Here is a 21,510-nt window from a genome sequence, read left to right as displayed (position 1 = left end):
TTTAAATTTATCAGGCCCTGGCATATAGTACGCGCGCGCACTTTGCGCAGTAACCGGTCGCTCAACGCCATGACAGACATCAATACCCTGATCAGAAACAACCGCGAATGGTCAAAACTGCTGGTTGAAGAAGATCCCAGCTTTTTTGAGCGGCTCGCCCAGGCACAAAAACCGCGCTTCCTGTGGATTGGCTGCTCTGACAGCCGAGTCCCTGCCGAGCGCCTGACCGGACTGGAACCGGGCGAGCTCTTCGTTCACCGCAACGTTGCCAATCTGGTTATCCACACCGATCTGAACTGTCTGTCCGTGGTGCAGTACGCTATCGAAGTGCTGGAAGTGGAACACGTTATCGTATGCGGCCACTACGGCTGCGGCGGCGTGCAGGCGGCGATGGATAACCCGGAGCTGGGGTTAATCGACAACTGGCTGCTGCACATCCGCGACCTCTGGTACAAGCATAGCGTGTTGCTGGGGGAACTCCCGCCGGATAAGCGCCTGGACAAGCTGTGCGAAATCAACGTTATTGAACAGGTCTATAACCTGGGGCACTCGACCGTCCTGCAGTCAGCCTGGAAACGTGGCAAGGATGTCTCCCTGCACGGCTGGGTTTACGGGATTCAGGATGGCTGTCTGCGTAACCTGGATGTCACGGCAAACAGCCGGGAGATCCTTGAACAGCGCTATCGTCACGGCATTGCTAATCTGCAGATGAACGGCGAGGCCTGAGCCGATCGCGGCGTAAAGCGCGACATAGCCTACACCAGGCATCGGGTGCAGGCCTTGGAAGAATGTGCGGTCAGAGCAGTATCAGGATTCCAGCGGCACCACTTTGCCGATGTAAGGCAGATGGCGATAGTGCTGAGCGTAGTCGATACCAAAGCCCACCACGAACTCATCCGGAATGGCAAAGCCGACATACTCGACATTGACTTCAACTTCACGGCGCTCTGGCTTATCCAGCAGGGTACAGATCGCCAGTGATTTTGGCTGACGCAGCTGCAGAATCTCACGCACTTTGCTCAGGGTGTTGCCGGAGTCGATGATATCTTCGACGATCAGCACATCCTTGCCACGAATGTCTTCATCCAGATCTTTCAGGATTTTCACATCACGCGTGCTGGACATGCCGCTACCGTAACTGGACGCCGTCATAAAGTCGACTTCATGCGGCACATCAATGGCGCGACAGAGATCAGCCATGAACATGAATGAGCCGCGCAGCAGCCCCACCAGCACCATATCGCTGCCGCTGTCGCGGTAGTGCTCGTTAATCTCTTTGCCCAGTTCAGCGATGCGCGTGGCGATTGCCTCTTCAGGGATCATCACTTCAACAGTGTGTTTCATTGCGTTCAGCCCGGTTACGTCAGAAAAGCCCCGAAGTCTACCACAGACGCAGCTATGAGGACTCTGCCGGCTCCTGAGCAAACGATTACGTCGTGAAAATTATTCCCTGCTGCCGGCGGCTGGCTGAAATGCGCATTACCTTAGAACATTCTGGCATTTACCAGCATGATTCGCTGCGTGGTAGCCTTTATCCAACAGATCGTTACCCTACTCGCGCCGCTGGCCGGAGATTACAATGACTTCATCATCAAGCAAAAAGACGCATATCGGCGACAGGCCGCTGCACCCTGAAACCCAGATGCTGAACTATGGCTATGATCCCCGCCTCTCTGAAGGTGCGGTGAAGCCGCCGGTGTTTCTGACTTCAACCTTTGTTTTTAACAGCGCCGAAGAGGGACGGGACTTCTTTGATTATGTCTCAGGTCGTCGTGAGCCGCCGGAAGGTAAATCGGGTGGGCTGGTCTACTCCCGCTTTAACCATCCTAACAGCGAAATTGTTGAAGACCGGCTGGCGGTTTATGAGCAGGCGGAGAGCTGTTCGCTCTTCTCTTCCGGTATGGCCGCCATCTCCACGGCCCTGCTGACGTTTGCCCGTCCGGGCGAGGTGATCCTGCACTCGCAGCCCCTGTATGGCGGCACCGAAACGCTGCTCAGCAAAACGCTGCACAATCTGGATATTAAAGCGGTTGGTTTCAGCGACGGGAATGATGAAGTCAAAGTGCGTGAAGCCGCTCAGCAGGCGATGGCCCAGGGCCGGGTGGCGGTGATCCTGATTGAAACACCCGCAAATCCCACCAACAGCCTGGTCAATATCCGCCTGATGGCGCGCATCGCCGATGAGATTGACCAGCAGCAGGGTTCACGACCAATTATCGCCTGTGATAACACCCTGCTCGGCCCGCTGTTCCAGCAGCCGCTGACGCTGGGCGCGGATCTCTCGCTCTACTCGCTGACCAAATATGTGGGCGGTCACTCTGACCTGATTGCGGGCGCGGCGATGGGCAGTAAGGCGCTGATGGCGAAAGTACGCGCCCTGCGCAGCGCCATCGGTACGCAGCTGGATCCGCACTCAAGCTGGATGCTCAGCCGCTCACTGGAAACATTATCGTTGCGGATGGAGAAAGCCTTTCACAATGCAGAAGCGGTCGCGGCGTTTCTGCGCGATCACCCGAAAGTGGCGAAGCTGCACTGGCTGCCCTATCTGGATGCGGAGAGCGCCGAAGGGAAAACGTATCGCGAACAGTGCAGCGGCGCAGGTTCGACCTTCTCGTTTGATATCGTCGGCGATCAGCCTGCTGCGTTCCGTTTTCTCAATGCGCTGTCGCTGTTTAAACAGGCGGTGAGCCTGGGCGGCACCGAGTCGCTGGCCAGCCATCCTGGCAGCACCACCCACTCCGGCGTGCCGCAGGCGGTGCGTCAGCGTATTGGTATCACGGACGCCACGGTGCGGCTGTCGATTGGCATCGAGAACGCCGGTGACCTGATTGAAGACATCAGGCTGGCGCTCGATCAGGCGTAATCAGCTCACTGTAAAGCCCAGCATCATGCCGGTGTCTTCATGCTCCAGCAGATGACAGTGGGCCATGTAAGCGTGTTCGGCGGCGGCGACATAGTTGAAGCGCACCAGCACTTCACTGCGCCAGCCGTCGACATTCACCATATCTTTCCAGCCCTGCCGATGCGGGGCGGGCGGTTTGCCGTTCTCGGAGAGAATGCGGAACTGAGTGCCGTGAATATGGAACGGATGCAGCATGGCGTCACCTTCCCCTGAAATCGTCCACTTCTCATAATCACCCAGCTTCACCGCAAATGACGGCTTCGTCATATCAAAGGCCTGGCCGTTGATCTTATTGCCGTTGCGGAAATCGTAAACGGCGGGCTTCGCCATGCCGTGCATGCTGTGATCCATCCCTTCCATGTTTTCCATTGGCGGCATCGGCTCGTCAGCCGTTTTCTCCGGCATCGAATGATGACCGCCCTTGCCCATCGCTTTCTTGCCGTAGCGCTGCATTAATGCCTGCATTCCCTGCTGGTCCAGCTGCGGGTCCATCATCAGCTGCAGCCAGCGTGTCGTCAGTCCGTCGGTGGCGGGTAGCGCAGGCAGCGTTGCCAGCTTATCCGGCAGTGTGGCGCTGGCCATCACCCGCAGCGGCAGGATCTGTACCAGCGGCAGCGGCTGGTCAAACGGCGGCAGCGTCATGCCCATCTGATCCGTCGGCAGGGTCACCAGATCAAACGCTTTACCGTCAGAAGTATCGATCATCACCTCAAAACGCTCGCCCGGCAGGATCGGCAGTGTGTCGAGCTTCACCGGCTCAGCCAGCAGGCCACCGTCGCTGGCGATCACATAAAGAGGACGTTTATCACTGGCGGCAACGTGCAGCGAACGGGCATTACAGCCGTTCAGCAGACGCAGACGCAGCCAGCCGCGCGGCACCGCATGCTGCGGATACTGCACGCCGTTGGTGAGCATCATGTCGCCAAACCAGCCCACGGCCGCGCGCATCACGTCGAGCTGATAATCGATAAGGCGCCCATCTTTGGTCAGCTGTTTATCCTGGAAAATCAGTGGCACATCATCCACGCCCCACTGCGTGGGCAGGCGCAGCGTGCCGCTCTCCTTGTCTTCCAGCAGAATCAGTCCTGCGAGTCCCTGTGCGACCTGATGCCCGGTTTTGCCATGCAGATGCGGGTGATACCAGCAGGTTGCAGCGGGCTGGTCAGGGGTAAAAGAGACCTGACGCGAAGCACCAGGCGCAATCACGGCCTGCGGACCACCATCTACCGCGCCGGGGATTTCCAGCCCGTGCCAGTGCAGGGTAGTCGCTTCGCTGAGCCGGTTATGGATATTCACCGTCACCGGTTTGCCACTCTGCAACTTCAGCACCGGTCCCAGCAGGCTGCCGTTATAGCCCCAGGTCGGCACGGCTTTGCCGTTCCACTGCGTGGTGCCCTGCATCGCGGTAAGGCTGTAGCTGCCCCTGGCATCCGCTTCCAGCAGTGACGGAATCGGCAGCAGCGGACGGGTGGCTGCCATCAGCGAACGGCTCCAGAGCGGTAAGGCTCCGGCTGCACTCAGTGCGGCGGTGAGTTTCAGGAAGTGGCGACGTTGCATGGTGATCATCCTTGTGGCATCAGAGCGCACAGCCTAAACCCTGACCTTATGGGAAGGTCAAGTGTTAGCCGTGAGAATCTGATGAAAAAAGGTGGTGCAGCGGCTCACAGCGCCAAATTAATCGAAAACCTGAGAATAACTGTGCTAACGTCATGAGTAATATCCATTGAAGAGAACGACTATGAAGCAAAGTATCAGGATCCTGCTGCTGACGGGACTCCTTGGCTTCTCCTCCACCAGTTTTGCCCTGAGCGAATCCGAAGCGGAAGATCTGGCCGATCTCACGGCGGTTTTCGTCTATCTGAAAAATGATTGTGGCTATCAGGATTTACCGGACGCACAGATTCGCAAAGCGCTGGTCTTTTTTGCTCAGCAGAACCGCTGGGATTTAAGCAACTACAGCAACTACAACATGAAAGCGCTGGGTGAAGACAGCTATCGCGATCTCAGCGGCATCGCCATCACCAACGACAAAAAGTGCAAGTCACTGGCCCGCGATTCACTGAGCCTGCTGGCCTACGTCAGGTAATTACTCTGCCCTCTGCTGCCGGACATTGACCGTGCAACCACGGTCAGTGTTAGCTATCATGTGCCGCCCATCTTCATGGCGATGTCATCAGAGGAGAGCACCATGGCCCATAATGAAACGTGGTATGAAACCCTTCATGCCGGTTTTGGCCAGTATTTCACGGTCGATAAAGAACTGTACCGTGAAAAGACTGCGCATCAGGATTTAATCATTTTCGAAAATGCCGCGATGGGCCGCGTAATGGCGCTGGACGGCGTGGTGCAGACCACCGAACGCGACGAATTTATCTATCATGAAATGATGACCCACGTTCCGCTGCTGGCGCACGGCGCGGCGAAGAGCGTCCTGATCATCGGCGGTGGCGACGGCGCCATGCTGCGTGAAGTGTCACGTCATCCGGAAATCGAAAAGATTACCATGGTGGAAATCGATGCAGGCGTGGTGACCTTTTGTCGCCAGTATCTGCCGAACCACAGCGCAGGCGCCTATGACGATCCGCGCTTTACGCTGGTGATCGATGACGGGGTTAACTTCGTTAATCAGACGCAGGAAAAATTCGATGTCATCATCTCCGACTGCACCGATCCGATTGGTCCGGGCGAGAGTCTGTTTACCTCCGAATTTTATGCCGGCTGCAAAGCGGCCCTTAATGAAAATGGCATCTTCGTGGCGCAGAATGGCGTCTGCTTCCTGCAGCAGGATGAGGCCATCAACAGCCATCGCAAACTGGGCCATTACTTTGCGGATGTCAGTTTCTATCAGGCGGCGATTCCGACCTATTACGGCGGCATCATGACCTTTGCCTGGGCGAGTGATAATCCGGCGCTGCGCCAGCTCGATACCGCCACCCTGCAGGCGCGTTTCGAGGTAGCTGGCCTGACCTGCCGTTACTACACACCAGCGATCCATACCGGCAGCTTTGCCCTGCCACAATATCTGTTAAATGCGCTATCGGCCGCGTGCTGACAGTGCATTTTTAAGGGGGTGAACAAAATTGCAAAAGCTAAAACTACATGGCTTCAACAACCTGACGAAAAGCCTGAGTTTTTGTATTTACGATATCTGCTATGCGAATACTGAAGCTGAACGCGATGGTTATATCGCCTACATTGATGAACAATATAACGCCAACCGTCTGACGGAAATCCTGACCGAAACCTGCTCTATTATCGGGGCTAACGTGCTTAATATTGCGCGCCAGGATTATGAACCGCAGGGGGCCAGCGTCACGATTCTGGTCAGCGAAGAGCCGATCGATCCCAAAGATATCGATAACTCCGAACATCCTGGCCCGCTGCCCAACTCGGTGGTGGCGCATCTGGATAAAAGCCATATCTGTGTGCATACCTATCCGGAAAGCCATCCTGAAGGCGGGCTCTGCACCTTCCGTGCGGACATTGAAGTCTCAACCTGTGGCGTGATCTCACCGCTCAAGGCGCTGAACTACCTGATCCACCAGCTGGAGTCAGACATCGTTACCGTCGATTACCGGGTGCGCGGTTTTACCCGTGATGTGAAAGGGATGAAGCACTTTATCGATCACGAGATCAATTCGATTCAGAACTTCATGTCTGACGATATGAAAGCGATGTATGACATGGTGGATGTGAATGTCTATCAGGAGAACATCTTCCACACCAAGATGTTGCTGAAAGAGTTCGACCTGAAACACTACCTGTTTAACACCCGCCCGGAAGATCTCAGCCCGCAGGAGCATAAGCGTATTACTGACCTGCTGTGGAAAGAGATGCGTGAGATCTACTACGGCAGAAATATCCCCTCAGTGGGCCTGAAGACCCTCTGATGATCCGGCGCGCAGCGTGACACCCCAAAACCTGCGCGTCTCTTCCCGCTTATCCCTCCGACTTTTCATCACGGCAACCGCCGTAATTCCCTGATCGCCAGCAATAATTTGCCTGTCAGAGCGTGCTACTTTCAGCGCTGAACGCTCATTTCTCAACCACTACAGGCAAAAAAATGGCAAGAATTAACATTATTGATTTCGCTGCCGTCCCGGACGCCACCTCACTTTCCACTCAGGCAATACAGCGCGCGATTGATAGCGCATCAGCAGGCGACACGGTACTGATCCCAGCGGGCCGCTTTCTGACCGGCGCGCTGTTTCTGAAAAGTGAGATGACGCTGGAGCTGGCGAAAGATGCCGTACTGCTCGGCAGCCAGCGGCTGGAGGACTACCCGGACATCCCTACGCGCGTGGCGGGCATTGATATGGTCTGGCCCGCGGCGATGCTTAACATCAATCACTGCCGCAACGTCACCGTCTGCGGCAGCGGCACGCTCGACGGACAGGGTGCCGTCTGGTGGCATAAATTCTGGGGCGACGACGAAAACAGCGGGATGCTGGCGGACTATACCCGTCGCGGCCTGCGCTGGGTGGTGGATTACGACTGCAGGCGTCCACGTAACGTAGTGGTTTACGAGAGCGAATGCGTGACGCTGGAGGACTTCACCTCACAGGATTCCGGCTTCTGGAACCTGCACGTCTGCTATTCGAAACAGGTGAATCTGCAGAGGCTACGTGTCATGAACGCCACCGGCCCCAGCACCGACGGTATTGATATTGATTCCAGCCAGTTAGTGCGTGTGGAGGGCTGCACGGTCTCCTGCAATGACGACAATATCTGCGTGAAATCGGGTCGCGGCGTGGAAGCACAGCAGCTCGGCAGAACCGCACGCGATATCATTATTCGCGACTGCACCCTGCTGAAAGGTTCGGGCATCACACTGGGCAGCGAAACCTCTGGCGGTATCGAAAATGTCATCATCGAACATAACCGCTTCTCTGGAACCGGCGTCGGCTTTCGCATCAAGTCCGCCCGGAATCGCGGCGGCTGGATCAAAAACATCGTGGTTCGCCATCTGAAGATGGAGGATGTCTGTTATCCGTTTATGCTGCAGCTGAACTGGTTCCCGCAGTACAGCTACAGCGAACAGCCCGCCGACACCAAACAGCCGCCACACTGGCGTAAGCTGGCATCAGGCGTCACGGGTGATGCTGGCCTGACGCGGGTTGAGAACATCAGCATCAGCCATATCAGCAGCAGCCTGACTCAGCCTGCGGCGTTTTCCCGCGCCTTTTTTGTTGAAGGCACGCCGGAAAACCCAATCGAACAGCTGAGTTTCAGCGATATTACGCTGCAGGCGCAGGAGTTTGGCAAAATAGCGGGCGTAACGAATCTGAGGTTTGAGCGGGTTACGGTAGACGCGCCGGCAATGACGCGCGAAGAGCATGACGCCTACGCGCGTTAACGGCGACTGCAGAAGATAAACGCGCAGTGCTGCTCTCGCCCTGCTTTACGATGAGGTCAGAGAAGCACGGCGCGTTCAGTTCAGGCAGAGGTCAGCGCCAGCGTAATACCGCGCTCGCGCAGCGTGCGGCAGACATCCTCGTCTAACCGGCTGTCGGTCACTACATCGGTCAGATCATCCACCGGTGACGCGCAGAACAGCGACCAGGAGCCATATTTACTGCTGTCCGCCAGCAGAACCCGACGCGCCGCATTGGCCAGCAGGTCATGTTTCAGCCCCGCTTTCTCTTCAGTCGGCGTGGTAATACCGCGCTCAAGGCTCCAGGAGTTACAGCTGACAAACGCAATATCGGGATTGATGCTGCGCAGCAACCGCCGTCCATGTTCACCCACACAGGACTGACTGGAGTCGTCGATCCGGCCGCCAATAATCGTCACTTCGATCTGCTTAAACTCAGACAGAAACAGTGCAATGTGCAGGTCGGCCGTAATGACCCGCAGCGGCAGATGGGTGAGCTGTCGCGCCAGCTCCAGCATGGTGGTTCCTGCATCCAGCACCACCGCATCGCCCGCCCGGACAAAACTGGCGGCGCATGCGGCGATCGCCTGCTTCTCGGCCAGGTTTCGCTGCATCTTCTCCAGCGTGGTCGGCTGGGCAGGAATAAAACGATTCAGGGTGACGCCGCCATGACTGCGGCTGATCACGCCCTCTTTATCCAGCTTAATTAAATCACGTCGAATCGTGGCGGGTGAGGCGGAAATCGCACTGACCAGTTGCTCAACAGTCACCAGATTATGGCTTTTCAGGTAATCCATAATCTGGTCAAGACGGCTCTGTCCCTTCATATTTCCCTATGCGAGCTGCATCGCGAGTTTAATCGAGATCGCCATGCTGTCAGACTTCGCTTTACCTGTCCAGGCGATATCAAATGCCGTGCCGTGGTCAGCAGAGGTGCGGATAAACGGCAGGCCTGCGGTAATGTTCACGCCATCATAGAAGCCCAGCAGTTTAAGCGGGATGTGCCCCTGATCATGGTACATCGCCACCACCATGTCATAGCGTCCATCCTGGCACTGCAGAAACACCGTGTCCGGCGGGCAAGGCCCGGAGACATCAATCCCCTGCGCTTTCATCGCCTCAATCGCGGGGGCAACGGTGGTGATCTCCTCGTCGCCAAACAGCCCGTTCTCACCAGCGTGCGGATTAACACCCGCGACGGCGATACGCGGGGCGCTGTAGCCGACACGACGCAGGAAGGTATCCGCCAAACCAATCACGGTTTTAATGCGTGTCTGGTTGAGCGTGTCGAGGAACTTACGCAGCGCAATATGGGTTGTGACATGAATGACTTTCAGCTTATCGGTATAGAGCACCATAGCGTAATCTTTGGTGTCAGTCAGGTGCGCCAGCAGTTCGGTGTGCCCCGGATAGAGATGGCCCGCCGCATGCATCGCCTCTTTATTCAGCGGCGCGGTAGCAATGGCATGCACCTCACCGGCCAGCGCCAGTTCGGTGGCCCGCTTCACGCAGCGCCACGCCAGATCCCCGGCCTCTTTCTGTACCACGCCAGGTTTCAGCGCGTCCGGATCGGCCAGCGGCTCATCGATCACATTGATAATGCCGGGCGCAAACCGTGCATCCTGTACCCGATCCAGCACCCGCAGCTCGGCCTGCGGGGTGATGTTCATCGCCATAATGCGGCGCAGCGTACTGGCACAGCCAATCACCACGGCAGGAATGCCGTTCAGCTCACCTTCAGAGAGCGCTTTGATGATGATTTCCGGGCTGATGCCCGCCGGATCGCCCATGGTGATCGCAATAATTTTACTCACTCGACTTCTCCTCAATAAAACCAATGGCTGCTACCAGGGTATTTTCATCACCAAAGCCACCCGCTTTGGTCATCACCGGCAGAGTAAATTCACTGTTAAGCAGGACCCCGTGCGGCACACAGCCCGCCACCAGACCCTGAATTTTAAAGCCGCTGGCCCCCAGCGCCTGAGCAACGGCTATCGCCACGTCGCCACCCGACAGATAGAGCGCATGCGGCAGCTGTGCCCGGCACAGACTCAGGGTCATTTCGCCCAGCAGCTGACAGATCGCCTCACCCAGCTGCTGGCGCGTCACGCTGTGCTGCTGGCAGAGATCCTCGATCGCGTGTCGCTGGGATTCATGCTGGCAGGTACGGATCACCGTGTGGCGACCGGCACGCAGTGCGGCAGCCGCCTGTTCAATCCAGCTATCCCGGCCACACCAGGCGGGCTGCTGAAACAGCTGACGAATATCAACATCCACGATTTCCACTGCCTGCTGGTTAAGCAGCGTGGCGATCTGCTGCTCTGCCTGACGACTCATCGATCCCACCACCGCCAGCACAGGCCGCGAAGGACAAGAAGGACGAACTGAGAGCGCAGCACCCAGCGCATCGCTTAATCCGGCGGCCCCGACCAGCAGAGGCTTCTCTGCCAGCCGCGCCGCAGCGGTAATGAGTCGCGCCAGGTCGGCCTCCGTTTCGGCATCTACCACCACCACGCCCTGCGCAGCCGCCAGCACGGCATCCAGCCGATCGCTGCGCAGCGTGGCGAGATCGATCTCCATACCGTCGATCTGCATCTGATCGAGAATGCGGGCGCTGAGGATCGGGGTTTTGGGATCGCTGGCAAATTCGGTATCCGTCAGTAACCGCTGATTCACCCACACGCTGCCCTCACGTGTGGTGCGGCCCAGGCGCGGCACGGCCGGTGCCACCAGCGCCAGCCTTTTGCCGCTGGCGCGCAGTGCCGCCACCGTTTCAGCACCGACGTTGCCACGCAGCGTGGAGTCGATCTTTTTGAACAGCCAGCCCTGCTGAAACTGTGCCGCGTAATGCTGTACCACCTGCGTGACGCGCTCTGCCGCCTGACTGATGCTGACCGCCCGGCTGTCAGTACTGATTACCAGCACATCCGCCGCCTCGTCGGGCTGCGGCGCGGCGGTGCCGAACAGCACATGTACACGGGCATCGGCCTGTGCCAGTCCACTACCTGCATCGTTGGCACCGGTAAAGTCATCGGCGATGACCAGCACCGGGGTTTTCCATACTGATGAGCCCATCCTCACTCCTGTCAGGCTATTGCCGCTGCATTTGATTATAATCAATCATGATTGATTATATGTGAGCAAGTTCAAATTAATCGAAATCGATATGCCTTATAAAATTAGCCACAGAGAGTGACTGACATCGCATTGCGCTGAGCAAAATTAATCATCTGCTCAGTCATGACAGAAAAAAGGGTACGAAATGAACATTAACAGCACGGTGATTAGCGGTTATCAGGCGTTAAACGACATGCGCTATCTGCTGAGTGGCGTAACGACAGCGGTAGTGGTGACTGACCGGAACATTGAAGCGATTCCGGCGGTTCAGGCGCTGATGGGGCAACTCCGGGATCAGATTCCGCGTATCAGCGTGGTCAACAGCGTGCCGCCCGAGCCGAGCCAGCATGATGTGGCCGCTATTATAGAAACGCTCTCGCAGCGCCAGGCCGACATGGTGATTGGCATCGGCGGTGGCAGCGTACTGGATGTGGCGAAGCTGCTCTCGGTGCTGTGCATCGACGGAGCACCGTCGCTGGACGCCCTGCTGGCAGGCGAAAAACCGCAGCGTCGCACCCGTTCAATGCTCATCCCGACCACTGCTGGCACCGGTTCTGAAGCGACGCCGAATGCGATTCTGGCGATCCCGGAGAAAGAGACCAAAGTCGGCATTATTTCACCGGTGATGCTGCCCGATGTGGTAGCGCTGGTGCCGGAACTCACCACCAGCATGCCGCCGCACATCGCCTCGTCTACCGGCATTGATGCCCTGTGTCACCTGATTGAGTGCTTCACCGCCAACGTGGCTAACCCGGTCAGCGACAACTATGCGCTGATTGGGATGAAGAAGCTGTTCGCGAATCTCGAAACCACGCTGCACGAGCCGGAGAATCTGCAGGCACGGCTGGAGATGCTCTGGGCCTCTTATTATGGCGGCGCATCGATTGCCCATGCCGGGACGCATCTGGTGCATGCGATGTCCTATCCGCTTGGCGGCAAATATCACCTGCCACACGGCGTTGCCAACGCCATTCTGCTGGCCCCCTGCATGCGCTTTGTCCGTCCGGCCGCGGTGAGCAAATTCGCTCAGGCCTATGACCTGCTGCCCGACGCCGACGTCCGTTTAAGCGATGAAGAGAAATCACACGCGCTGGTCGACTACTTCACCGCGCTGGTTGCGCGGCTGCAGTTGCCTGCCAGCCTGGAAGCACTGGGCATCGGCCCGGATCACCTGCCTTATTTAGTGGAAGCGGCACTCGACGTGCAGCGCCTGATGAAAAACGTGCCCATGGCGGTCACCGCCGACGATGTGCGCGCCGTCTATCTGACGCTGTTCCCTTCCTGCCAGGCGTAATGAGGATTGTCATGAATAAGAAAATCAACGGCGTACTGACCGCCATCGTCACCACCTTCGATCGTGAAGGTGCCTTTGATCCGGTGAGACAGCGTGAGCAGGTCAGACGCCAGATCAACGCCGGAAACGGCATCTTCTGTGGCGGCACCAACGGCGAATTCTTTGTGCTGAACGAGCAGGAGAAGATCGCCGTCACCACCACCTGCGTCGATGAAGTCAACGGTCGGGCACCTGTGGTGGCGCACATCGGCGAGATTTCGACCCGTGAAACGATCCGGCTCGGCAAACAGATTGCCCGCCTGGGCGTGGATGCCGTCTCGGCGATCACGCCATGGTTTGTGCCGCTGAAACAGCAGGAGCTGATCGACCACTATCAGCGCGTAGCGGACGCGCTGACGGTGCCGCTGTTCCTCTACAACATTCCGGCGCGAACCGGCAATACCCTGCAGCCAGAGACTGTTCATACGTTGGCCGCGCACCCGAACATCATCGGTATTAAAGACTCCGCAGGCAGCTATGAAAGTCTGAGCGGATTTCTGCAGGCCACCGCCGACTGTGAGGGCTTTGATGTGCTGAACGGCCCTGACTCGCTGATTCATCAGGGATTTGTCGATGGCTGCTCCGCCTCCATTTCCGGGCTGGCAAACGTGGCACCGGAAGCGATTAATGCCATCTGGACGCGCTTCAGTGCCGGTGACATTGCCGGTTCGCATCAGGCACAGGAGAACGTCACCGGCCTGCGCACTGCGCTGTACAGCATCGGTTTCTCACCGGCCGCCGTGAAAAAAGCGGTCAGCCTGCAGGGCTTTGAGGTGGGTGAAAGCCGCTATGCGGTGCAGTTCAGCGCCGACGAGCAGCAGCAGATCCGTCAAATCGTGAACCACTACCTGCAATAACGTCCATCGCCTTTGTACCCTATCGGTCAGATGAGAACGAACCTGATGGTCGCCATCTGCCAGAACAATCGAGGTCATGATGAAAGCATTTTCAACTGAGAGCACCTTACTGATCGTCGGCATGGTGGTCGCCTATATCCTGTTCACAACCTGGTTGACCTGGCGGCTGCGCAGTAAAACCAGCGGCGACTTCATGGAAGGCTCCCGCGCCATGCCCGCCTTTATCGTCGGCATTATGCTGATGTCAGAGTATATCGGGGCAAAATCGACCATCGGCACGGCGCAGGCAGCCTTTGAGGATGGCTTCGCCGCCTCCTGGTCGGTGATTGGCGCGGCGATTGGATTCCCGCTGTTTGGCCTGATTCTGGTCAAACGCATCTACAACACCGGAAAAATCACGATCTCCGGTGCCATCGCCGAGAAATATGGCAGCTCGACCAAGAACATTATCTCGCTGATCATGATCTATGCGCTGCTGCTGGTGAACGTCGGGAACTACATCAGCGGTGCGGCGGCGATCTCCACGGTGCTGAAGATCGACCTGACGCAGGCGGCCTTTATCACTGCGGTGGTCAGTACCTTCTACTTTGCGTTTGGCGGCATGAAAGGCGTCGCCTGGGTTACGCTGCTGCACAGCGCCATCAAGTACATCGGGATTCTGATTATTCTCTATGTGGCACTGAAGATGACCAGCGGCGTGGCCCCGATGATCGAGAAAATGCCGGCGTTCTACTGGACGTGGGACGGTCACGTCGGGGCCAGTACCATTGTGGCCTGGCTGATCGGGACCGTGGGATCGATCTTCTGTACGCAGTTTGTGATCCAGGCGATCTCCTCCACCAAAGATGTGAAGTCCGCGAAGCGCGCTACCTGGGTCGCCTTCATCTTCTGCCTGCCAATCGGTCTGGCGATGGCGCTGATTGGCGTGGCGGCGAAGTTCGCGCATCCCGATATCAAGAGCCTCTATGCGCTGCCAGTGTTTCTGCAGGATATGTCACCGTGGCTGGCAGGCATTGTCACCACCTCGCTGGTGGCCTCGATTTTCGTCAGCGTCGGCACCGTTGCGCTGGCCATCGCCTCGCTGGTCGTCAAAGATTTTTACGTGCCTTATCGTAACCCGACGCCGGAGCGCGAATTTAAAGTGACGCGCTGGATCTCGATTGGCATCGGCTTCTTCCCGCTGCTGTTTGTCCTGTTCTTCCCGGAAGTGCTGAAGCTCTCGTTCTTTACCCGCGCGATTCGCCTGTCGATCACCGTGGTGGCGATTATGGCGTTCTATCTGCCGTGGTTTAAGAGCACGCGTGGAGCCAACGCCGGTCTGATTGGTGCCTGCGTGGTTACGTCCGTCTGGTTCCTGATGGGTAACCCGTTCGGTATCGACAATATGTATGTGGCGCTGATTACGCCGGCCATCATTATGGTGATTGACCGCTGTATCCCGTCACGCCAGTCTCAGCCTCAACCGCAACACAATGCACAAAATAGTGGAGCCTAATATGACTCAGGAAACTGTCACCGCAGAACGCACCGGCCTGGTTGCGCCGCACCCGCAGGATAGCGCCCAGCAGATTGCGATGCTGCCCTCCTCCTGCCCGCAAAATCATGCGGCTAACCTGCTGCCGCTGCCCGATGGCGATCTGCTTTGCGTCTGGTTTGGTGGCACGCAGGAAGGGATTGCCGATATCTCAGTCTGGTGTTCCCGGCTGACAAAAGGCAGCGATCGCTGGAGTGACGCGCAGAAGCTTTCTGACGATCCGGGTCGCTCAGAACAGAATCCGGTGCTGTTTCTCGATCCGGACCAGGTGCTGTGGCTGCTGTGGACAGCGCAGAAATCGGGCAATCAGGACACCGCGATCGTGCGCTATCGCCAGTCTCACGATATGGGCAAAAGCTGGGGCGAGATCAAAACCCTGCTGGATAAGCCCGGCACCTTTATTCGTCAGCCGATTGTCGTGCTGCCTAACGGCAACTGGTTACTGCCGGTGTTCTACTGCCTGACGCAGCCCGGCGAAAAGTGGGTCGGCAGCTATGACGTCAGCGCGGTAAAAATTTCAGAAGATAAAGGCCAGAGCTGGCGCGACGTCAGCGTGCCTGACAGCACCGGCTGCGTTCACATGAACGTCACCCTGCTGGATGATGGCTCGCTGCTGGCACTCTACCGCAGTCGCTGGGCCGACCATATCTACCAGAGCCGCTCGTTTGATCAGGGTGAAAGCTGGAGTGCGCCCGAGCCGCTGTCGCTGCCCAACAATAACTCCTCCATTCAGGTCACGACGCTGCGCAACGGTCATCTGGCGCTGGTGTTCAATGCGATGAGCGCCGAAGGGGCCAGCGAGCGCCGGTTGTCGCTGTATGACGAAATTGAAGATGATGAAGAAGACGGTGACGTTGCGGTTGCCGCCGAGCCGGTGTTGCACAGCGGGCGCACCGCCTTCTGGGGCGCGCCACGTGCGCCAATGACGCTGGCGATCTCAACGGATGGCGGAAAAAGCTGGCCGCTGCAGCGCAATCTTGACGAGGGTGACGGCTACTGCATGACCAATAACTCTCAGCAGAAGTTAAACCGTGAGTTCTCTTATCCCAGCATCAAACAGGGCGTGAATGGCGAACTGCATATCGCCTACACCTGGTATCGCCAGGCGATCAAGTATGTGCGGGTCGGGGAGTCCTGGGTGCAGGGAGGTGACGCGTGATTGAAAAGATGGCGCTGGTGACCGGCGCCAGCTCCGGCATCGGTCAGGCGATTGTGAATCGCCTGCTGGATGAGGGCTGGCAGGTGATTGGCCTGAGCCGATCGGCGATAAACCGGGCAGACACGGGCTGGCAGAGCCATCAGATCGATATCAGCGACAGTGCGACATTGCAGGCTTTACTGGACAAACTGCCGGTGCCGCAGGCGGTGATCCATGCTGCGGGAATGATGCAGGCCGCGCCGCTCGGGGAGCTGGATCTGAACGCCAGCACACGCCTGTGGCAACTGCATGTTGCCGCCGCAGAACAGCTGGCCAATCATTTTGCGCCCCGGATGAGCGCGGGCGGCAGAATCGTGCTGCTGGGTAGTCGCACGTCAGGCGGTGCGGCGTGCCGTAGTCAGTATGTGGCCACCAAATCAGCGATGATCGGCATGGTGCGCAGCTGGGCGGCAGAGCTGGCACCGCGCGGCATTACAGCCAATATCGTGGCGCCAGGTGCCACCGAAACGCCGATGCTACAACAGCCGGGCCGGGCCAGTTCCCCGCCGCGCTTGCCACCGATAGGCCGCTATATTCAGCCGCAGGAAGTCGCCGGACTGGTCGGGTTCCTGCTTTCGCCTGCGGCCGCGACAATCACCGGTCAGCAGTTGGTGATGTGCGGCGGTGCGTCGCTGAGTTAATGAACAGGCCGGGCGATTCGGGTAGCCCGGCCTGTATCAGCGTAAAAATTACCGTACGGGTTTACCGTACTGGTTCACAAACTGGCGATAGGCGGCGATCACCAGCTGAAAATCTTCAATGCCGCAGAAGGAGAGGCTCTCTTCGTCGTAGTAGTTCATCCCCTCTTCCATTCCGTCATCTTCCAGTGCCAGCAGATTGGCGCGAATCATTACCTCTTCCTCATCCAGCAGGATAGTGTACTCGCTGCCGATGCGCTGCCACTGACGCACGCTGCCTTTGACGTCTTCGATTGCGGCTTCAACTTCATCCAGCAATCCTGGATCGTTTTTCACCTCTTCGTTGAACCAGTGGCCGACCGCTTCATGATCCATCGACATACGAACCTTAATCTGTCCGGTCACATCGCGTAAAAATTCATATTCCATCGCCCGTTCCTCTTAACGTCATCGCGTCACTAAATGAGTGTCAGCGCTGCCTGCGCGGCATAGTGTGACACGTCGCGCATTATTACAGGCTGTCTGGCGAAATCCAGCTTTTGATCGAACCGCCCTCAATGCACAGACGTAAAAAAGGGGCGAATCATCGCCCCTTAGTCATGACTGGCAGGTGAAGAATCAGACCGCGGTCTGGAAAATCACGCCGTCAGCTTTATCGGTGTACTGCGCCAGTTGGTCGAAGTTGAGATAGCGATAGGTGTCGCTGGCCGTTTTATCGACCTGCGCCATAAATTGCTGATACTCATCCGGCGTTGGCAGACGGCCTAACAGTGAAGCCACTGCCGCCAGCTCTGCAGATGCCAGGTAGACGTTAGCGCCGGTACCCAGACGGTTCGGGAAGTTACGGGTCGAGGTAGAAACCACCGTCGAACCATCAGCCACACGTGCCTGGTTACCCATGCAGAGTGAACAGCCCGGGATCTCAATACGCGCACCGCTTTTACCGAATACGCTGTAGTAGCCCTCTTCGGTCAGCTGTGCCGCATCCATCTTGGTTGGCGGAGCCACCCACAGACGGGTTGGCAGTTGGCCTTTGTGGCTATCCAGCAGTTTACCGGCGGCACGGAAGTGACCAATGTTGGTCATGCACGAGCCGATAAACACTTCGTCGATCTTCTCGCCCTGAACGTCAGAGAGCAGACGGGCATCGTCCGGATCGTTTGGCGCACACAGGATCGGCTCTTTAATGTCAGCCAGATCGATTTCGATCACGGCGGCATATTCAGCATCCGCATCCGGCTCAAGCAGCTGAGGATCGGCCAGCCATTTCTCCATGCTTTCAACGCGACGCTCCAGCGTACGACGATCGCCGTAGCCTTCTGCGATCATCCACTTCAGCAGCACGATGTTGGAGTTCAGGTATTCGATAATCGGCGCTTTATCCAGCTTGATGGTACAGCCCGCAGCGGAACGCTCGGCTGACGCATCGGACAGTTCAAACGCCTGCTCGACTTTCAGATCCGGCAGACCTTCAATCTCAAGGATGCGGCCAGAGAAGATGTTTTTCTTACCTTTCTTCTCAACGGTCAGCAGACCCTGTTTGATGGCATACAGCGGAATGGCGTGAACCAGATCGCGCAGGGTAATGCCTGGCTCCATCTTACCTTTGAAGCGCACCAGTACTGATTCCGGCATGTCGAGCGGCATGACGCCCGTCGCTGCCGCAAACGCCACCAGGCCTGAACCCGCCGGGAAAGAGATGCCGATAGGGAAACGGGTATGCGAGTCACCACCGGTGCCCACGGTATCCGGCAGCAGCATACGGTTCAGCCAGCTGTGGATAATGCCGTCGCCCGGACGCAGTGAGACACCGCCACGGTTCATGATGAAGTCAGGCAGCGTATGGTGCGTGTTCACATCCACCGGCTTAGGGTACGCAGCGGTGTGACAGAAGGACTGCATCACCAGATCGGTCGAGAAGCCCAGACAAGCCAGATCTTTCAGCTCATCACGGGTCATCGGACCGGTCGTATCCTGCGAGCCAACCGAGGTCATCTTCGGTTCACAATAGGCACCCGGACGAATACCGGCGACGCCACAGGCACGGCCAACCATTTTCTGCGCCAGTGAGAAACCACGGGTGCTCTCCGCGACATCTTTCGCCTGACGGAATACGGTGCTGTGCGGCAGACCCAGCGATTCGCGCGCTTTAGTGGTCAGGCCGCGACCGATGATCAGCGGAATACGGCCACCGGCGCGGACTTCGTCAATCAGCACTTCGGTTTTAAGTTCGAAGCTGGCCAGCAGGTCGTTGGTTTCGTGGTTGCGGACTTCGCCTTTGAACGGATAGATGTCGATGACATCGCCCATGTTCAGGTCATTGACGTCCACTTCAATCGGCAGTGCGCCCGCATCTTCCATGGTGTTGAAGAAGATGGGTGCAATTTTGCTGCCCAGCACCACGCCGCCGCCTTTTTTATTCGGCACGTTCGGGATGTCATCGCCCATAAACCACAGCACCGAGTTGGTGGCGGATTTACGTGAAGAACCGGTTCCGACAACGTCACCGACATACGCCAGCGGGAAGCCTTTGGTCTTCAGTGCTTCGATCTGTTTGATCGGGCCGATATTGCCCGCTTCATCCGGCTCAATACCTTCACGGGCATTTTTCAGCATCGCCAGGGCGTGCAGCGGGATGTCAGGACGTGACCAGGCATCCGGGGCCGGAGAGAGGTCGTCGGTGTTGGTTTCGCCAGTGACTTTGAACACCGTAACGGTGATTTTCTCAGCCAGCTCAGGACGTGCCAGATACCATTCCGCATCTGCCCAGGACTGCATCACCTGTTTCGCGTATTCATTACCCGCTTTCGCTTTCTCTTCGACATCATAGAAGTTGTCGAACATCAGCAGCGTGTGTGAAAGGGCTTTCGCCGCGATGGGCGCCAGTTTGCTATCGTCCAGCGCGTCAATCAGCGGATGAATATTGTAACCGCCCTGCATGGTGCCGAGCAGTTCAACCGCTTTTTCAGGAGATATCAGAGGAGAGGTTGCTTCGCCTTTGGCGACAGCCGCCAGGAAACCGGCTTTAACATACGCCGCTTCATCGACGCCAGGTGGGACTCGGTTGACCAATAAATCGGTCAGAAATTCTTCTTCACCCGCAGGTGGATTTTTCAGCAGTTCAACCAGCGCGGCCATCTGGGAAGCCTCTAAAGGCTTAGGTACAATTCCCTGGGCAGCACGCTCGGCAACGTGCTTACGGTATTCTTCTAGCACGACGTTATCCTCGCTCTCATTATGTAGGGCTTTCCGACCACCTTGCTCACTTATGGAGAACACACTTCCCTTTCTCGTCCAGGTTGAGGTGCCCGGTTTCGCGGAGGGCAGAATAGCAGGATTTCGTCTGTTTGTTAATCTGTTTACAAAAATACAACATAATCCACTGCGCCCGTTCTGCCCGCTTATACTCCCGCATCAGCCAGCTAAGCTGGCTAATCGGGTCACTCCGCAGCGTACCGCATCTCAGAGTAAAAACGGCAGGGTTATGTCAGCGTTGGCGCAGTTTTAGTGAGGTGATTCAGGGGAATAGATAACTGGCAGGAATAGAAGTAAACGGTCCTCCGGGTTACCGCAGAGGCGAATGCAGGCGGATAGCAACACCAGGCCAGAGATAAGCCTGGTGTCATTGGCACCTGAGACGATTACAGCGTGGTTTTCATTTCCCGCAGTGATACCGGCCAGTCACCCGGCCAGACGTAGTGATCTTTCAGAATCCGCGCACTGTAGTCGAGACAGATTTTCACCGGCAGGTTGGGATAGATTCGCTCCATCTCCTGTACCAGCTCTTCGCTGTTTTTGACCTTGTGCAGCGTCTTAATGAAATCGTTGATATAGGTGCGGGTAAAGCCTATTGCTGAGGGGCTGAGCGATGGCGTCGTTCGCGAATGGCCAGGAATCAGGACTTTCGGCGCCAGCGCTTCGAGTTTATCCAGACTTTCCATCCATTTCGCCATGCGTTCCGGCGTGCGCATATCGGCAATCCATACATGTGCATCCGCGAAGACCACATCGGAGGCGATCAATGTTTTCGTCGAGGGGATCCAGAGCGGTGTCACCCGGATGCAATCGCCACTGAGATCGCTCAGGATTTTAATCTCCTGCCCTTCCAGCCAGATCGTATCCTCTTCCAGTTCGGTGATCGCAAACTTAGTGCGGGCACCGTTCTCTTTTAAAACCTGCTTACCCCAGTAATCAATTTTGAAGTCAAAGGCGTCATTAACATCTTCGGCGACCTGCTTATAAGAGAGAATGTCAGCAGCCGGAAAGACCGATTTAATCACTTCAAGTCCCAGAAAATGATCGGGATGCAGATGGGTAATAAAGATGCGTTTCAGGTCGAGACCGGTTTCGATAATCTCAGCGACTAACCGATGCGCATTCGCCAGCGTGAACTGGGCATCGACTAACATCGCCTCTTTCTCACCCATTATAATGGTGGAACTGACACCGAAGCCGTCGTGCTGGTCACTGCTGATAAAAACCTTCGTCGATAAATCCATTTTTCGTCCTCATACGTTACACATCAGAAGCTACACGTCAGAAACAACTAAGCAGAAG

General features: G+C 57.0%; 19 protein-coding genes. 11 read left to right on the top strand and 8 right to left on the bottom strand.

The window, feature by feature from the left end; translation table 11 throughout:
* Positions 1-69 precede the first annotated feature (69 nt).
* Positions 70-726 carry a carbonate dehydratase gene (can, locus tag AC6I8E_RS03430; protein WP_033784496.1) on the top strand — a complete coding sequence of 219 codons (657 nt, stop codon included), beginning with the start codon at positions 70-72 and terminating at the stop codon, positions 724-726.
* 81 nt (positions 727-807) lie between these two features.
* On the opposite strand, the gene hpt is transcribed toward can, so the two are convergent.
* Positions 808-1,344, bottom strand: a complete 537-nt coding sequence (hpt, locus tag AC6I8E_RS03425; RefSeq protein ID WP_013356810.1) for a hypoxanthine phosphoribosyltransferase — start codon at positions 1,342-1,344, stop codon at positions 808-810.
* A 235-nt stretch (positions 1,345-1,579) separates the two neighbouring features.
* On the opposite strand from hpt, the gene AC6I8E_RS03420 reads away from it, so the two are divergent.
* Positions 1,580-2,863, top strand: coding sequence for a cystathionine gamma-synthase family protein (locus tag AC6I8E_RS03420; RefSeq protein WP_013356809.1), 1,284 nt, complete (start codon positions 1,580-1,582; stop codon positions 2,861-2,863).
* Here the strand turns inward: AC6I8E_RS03420 and cueO are convergent, their stop codons facing one another.
* Positions 2,864-4,459, bottom strand: coding sequence for a multicopper oxidase CueO (gene cueO, locus AC6I8E_RS03415; RefSeq protein WP_195857337.1), 1,596 nt, complete (start codon positions 4,457-4,459; stop codon positions 2,864-2,866). It lies immediately after the preceding gene.
* Positions 4,460-4,640: 181 nt separating this feature from the next.
* Between cueO and AC6I8E_RS03410 the strand changes: the two genes are divergently transcribed.
* The 4 genes from AC6I8E_RS03410 to AC6I8E_RS03395 all read left to right on the top strand — a co-directional run bounded on the left by AC6I8E_RS03410 (position 4,641) and on the right by AC6I8E_RS03395 (position 8,258).
* Positions 4,641-4,988: a YacC family pilotin-like protein gene (locus tag AC6I8E_RS03410; RefSeq protein ID WP_003854673.1), complete on the top strand. Its 348-nt coding sequence runs from the start codon at positions 4,641-4,643 to the stop codon at positions 4,986-4,988.
* A 102-nt stretch (positions 4,989-5,090) separates the two neighbouring features.
* Positions 5,091-5,954 (top strand): polyamine aminopropyltransferase, encoded by an 864-nt coding sequence (gene speE / locus AC6I8E_RS03405; RefSeq protein ID WP_497824429.1) that lies wholly within the window; start codon positions 5,091-5,093, stop codon positions 5,952-5,954.
* Positions 5,955-5,982: 28 nt separating this feature from the next.
* Positions 5,983-6,792, top strand: coding sequence for an adenosylmethionine decarboxylase (gene speD, locus AC6I8E_RS03400; RefSeq protein WP_003854677.1), 810 nt, complete (start codon positions 5,983-5,985; stop codon positions 6,790-6,792).
* 173 nt (positions 6,793-6,965) lie between these two features.
* Positions 6,966-8,258 carry a glycoside hydrolase family 28 protein gene (locus tag AC6I8E_RS03395; RefSeq protein WP_497824428.1) on the top strand — a complete coding sequence of 431 codons (1,293 nt, stop codon included), beginning with the start codon at positions 6,966-6,968 and terminating at the stop codon, positions 8,256-8,258.
* An 80-nt stretch (positions 8,259-8,338) separates the two neighbouring features.
* On the opposite strand, the gene AC6I8E_RS03390 is transcribed toward AC6I8E_RS03395, so the two are convergent.
* From AC6I8E_RS03390 to dtnK, 3 genes are read right to left on the bottom strand one after another with little or no spacing between them, the layout of a single operon-like run.
* Positions 8,339-9,103 carry a DeoR/GlpR family DNA-binding transcription regulator gene (locus AC6I8E_RS03390; protein ID WP_003854682.1) on the bottom strand — a complete coding sequence of 255 codons (765 nt, stop codon included), beginning with the start codon at positions 9,101-9,103 and terminating at the stop codon, positions 8,339-8,341.
* Positions 9,104-9,109: 6 nt separating this feature from the next.
* Positions 9,110-10,090 (bottom strand): D-threonate 4-phosphate dehydrogenase, encoded by a 981-nt coding sequence (locus tag AC6I8E_RS03385; RefSeq protein WP_497824427.1) that lies wholly within the window; start codon positions 10,088-10,090, stop codon positions 9,110-9,112.
* The gene (dtnK, locus tag AC6I8E_RS03380; RefSeq protein WP_095706185.1) at positions 10,083-11,351 is read right to left on the bottom strand and encodes a D-threonate kinase; all 1,269 of its coding nucleotides are present in this window, start codon (positions 11,349-11,351) and stop codon (positions 10,083-10,085) included. Before dtnK ends, AC6I8E_RS03385 begins: the two co-directional genes overlap by 8 nt.
* A 187-nt stretch (positions 11,352-11,538) precedes the next feature.
* On the opposite strand from dtnK, the gene AC6I8E_RS03375 reads away from it, so the two are divergent.
* The 5 genes from AC6I8E_RS03375 to AC6I8E_RS03355 all read left to right on the top strand — a co-directional run bounded on the left by AC6I8E_RS03375 (position 11,539) and on the right by AC6I8E_RS03355 (position 16,956).
* Entirely contained in the window at positions 11,539-12,687 is a 1,149-nt protein-coding gene (locus AC6I8E_RS03375; RefSeq protein WP_095706186.1) for an iron-containing alcohol dehydrogenase, read from the top strand.
* A gap of 11 nt (positions 12,688-12,698) precedes the next feature.
* Positions 12,699-13,583 carry a dihydrodipicolinate synthase family protein gene (locus AC6I8E_RS03370; protein ID WP_497824426.1) on the top strand — a complete coding sequence of 295 codons (885 nt, stop codon included), beginning with the start codon at positions 12,699-12,701 and terminating at the stop codon, positions 13,581-13,583.
* A 79-nt stretch (positions 13,584-13,662) separates the two neighbouring features.
* On the top strand, positions 13,663-15,078 hold the full coding sequence (locus tag AC6I8E_RS03365; RefSeq protein WP_497824687.1) for a sodium:solute symporter family protein: 1,416 nt from the start codon (positions 13,663-13,665) through the stop codon (positions 15,076-15,078).
* Position 15,079: 1 nt separating this feature from the next.
* Positions 15,080-16,276: a sialidase family protein gene (locus AC6I8E_RS03360; RefSeq protein WP_497824425.1), complete on the top strand. Its 1,197-nt coding sequence runs from the start codon at positions 15,080-15,082 to the stop codon at positions 16,274-16,276.
* A gap of 8 nt (positions 16,277-16,284) precedes the next feature.
* Positions 16,285-16,956 (top strand): SDR family NAD(P)-dependent oxidoreductase, encoded by a 672-nt coding sequence (locus AC6I8E_RS03355; protein ID WP_497824686.1) that lies wholly within the window; start codon positions 16,285-16,287, stop codon positions 16,954-16,956.
* A gap of 48 nt (positions 16,957-17,004) precedes the next feature.
* Here the strand turns inward: AC6I8E_RS03355 and yacL are convergent, their stop codons facing one another.
* From yacL to AC6I8E_RS03340, 3 genes are all read right to left on the bottom strand, one after another.
* Positions 17,005-17,382 carry a protein YacL gene (yacL, locus tag AC6I8E_RS03350; RefSeq protein ID WP_013356797.1) on the bottom strand — a complete coding sequence of 126 codons (378 nt, stop codon included), beginning with the start codon at positions 17,380-17,382 and terminating at the stop codon, positions 17,005-17,007.
* Between the two features lie 189 nt (positions 17,383-17,571).
* Positions 17,572-20,169, bottom strand: coding sequence for a bifunctional aconitate hydratase 2/2-methylisocitrate dehydratase (acnB, locus tag AC6I8E_RS03345; protein ID WP_095706188.1), 2,598 nt, complete (start codon positions 20,167-20,169; stop codon positions 17,572-17,574).
* 425 nt (positions 20,170-20,594) lie between these two features.
* Complete coding sequence (locus AC6I8E_RS03340) at positions 20,595-21,452, bottom strand: MBL fold metallo-hydrolase (protein WP_095706189.1); 858 nt, start codon at positions 21,450-21,452, stop codon at positions 20,595-20,597.
* Positions 21,453-21,510 lie beyond the last annotated feature (58 nt).

The organism is Pantoea sp. X-Soil-YNGN-785 (assembly GCF_059730585.1).
The sequence above is the reverse complement of the archived record's forward strand: the minus strand, read 5'-3'. Positions and strand labels throughout refer to the sequence as shown.

Excerpts from the sequence above, each read along its gene's own strand:
- hpt (WP_013356810.1), bottom strand. The coding sequence starts at position 1,344 with ATGAAACACACTGTTGAAGTGATGATCCCTGAAGAGGCAATCGCCACG.
- AC6I8E_RS03365 (WP_497824687.1), top strand. The coding sequence starts at position 13,663 with ATGAAAGCATTTTCAACTGAGAGCACCTTACTGATCGTCGGCATGGTG.
- AC6I8E_RS03420 (WP_013356809.1), top strand. The coding sequence starts at position 1,580 with ATGACTTCATCATCAAGCAAAAAGACGCATATCGGCGACAGGCCGCTG.
- can (WP_033784496.1), top strand. The coding sequence starts at position 70 with ATGACAGACATCAATACCCTGATCAGAAACAACCGCGAATGGTCAAAA.
- AC6I8E_RS03355 (WP_497824686.1), top strand. The coding sequence starts at position 16,285 with ATGGCGCTGGTGACCGGCGCCAGCTCCGGCATCGGTCAGGCGATTGTG.
- speE (WP_497824429.1), top strand. The coding sequence starts at position 5,091 with ATGGCCCATAATGAAACGTGGTATGAAACCCTTCATGCCGGTTTTGGC.
- AC6I8E_RS03375 (WP_095706186.1), top strand. The coding sequence starts at position 11,539 with ATGAACATTAACAGCACGGTGATTAGCGGTTATCAGGCGTTAAACGAC.
- AC6I8E_RS03360 (WP_497824425.1), top strand. The coding sequence starts at position 15,080 with ATGACTCAGGAAACTGTCACCGCAGAACGCACCGGCCTGGTTGCGCCG.
- AC6I8E_RS03370 (WP_497824426.1), top strand. The coding sequence starts at position 12,699 with ATGAATAAGAAAATCAACGGCGTACTGACCGCCATCGTCACCACCTTC.
- yacL (WP_013356797.1), bottom strand. The coding sequence starts at position 17,382 with ATGGAATATGAATTTTTACGCGATGTGACCGGACAGATTAAGGTTCGT.
- cueO (WP_195857337.1), bottom strand. The coding sequence starts at position 4,459 with ATGCAACGTCGCCACTTCCTGAAACTCACCGCCGCACTGAGTGCAGCC.
- AC6I8E_RS03395 (WP_497824428.1), top strand. The coding sequence starts at position 6,966 with ATGGCAAGAATTAACATTATTGATTTCGCTGCCGTCCCGGACGCCACC.
- AC6I8E_RS03410 (WP_003854673.1), top strand. The coding sequence starts at position 4,641 with ATGAAGCAAAGTATCAGGATCCTGCTGCTGACGGGACTCCTTGGCTTC.
- AC6I8E_RS03340 (WP_095706189.1), bottom strand. The coding sequence starts at position 21,452 with ATGGATTTATCGACGAAGGTTTTTATCAGCAGTGACCAGCACGACGGC.
- dtnK (WP_095706185.1), bottom strand. The coding sequence starts at position 11,351 with ATGGGCTCATCAGTATGGAAAACCCCGGTGCTGGTCATCGCCGATGAC.
- AC6I8E_RS03390 (WP_003854682.1), bottom strand. The coding sequence starts at position 9,103 with ATGAAGGGACAGAGCCGTCTTGACCAGATTATGGATTACCTGAAAAGC.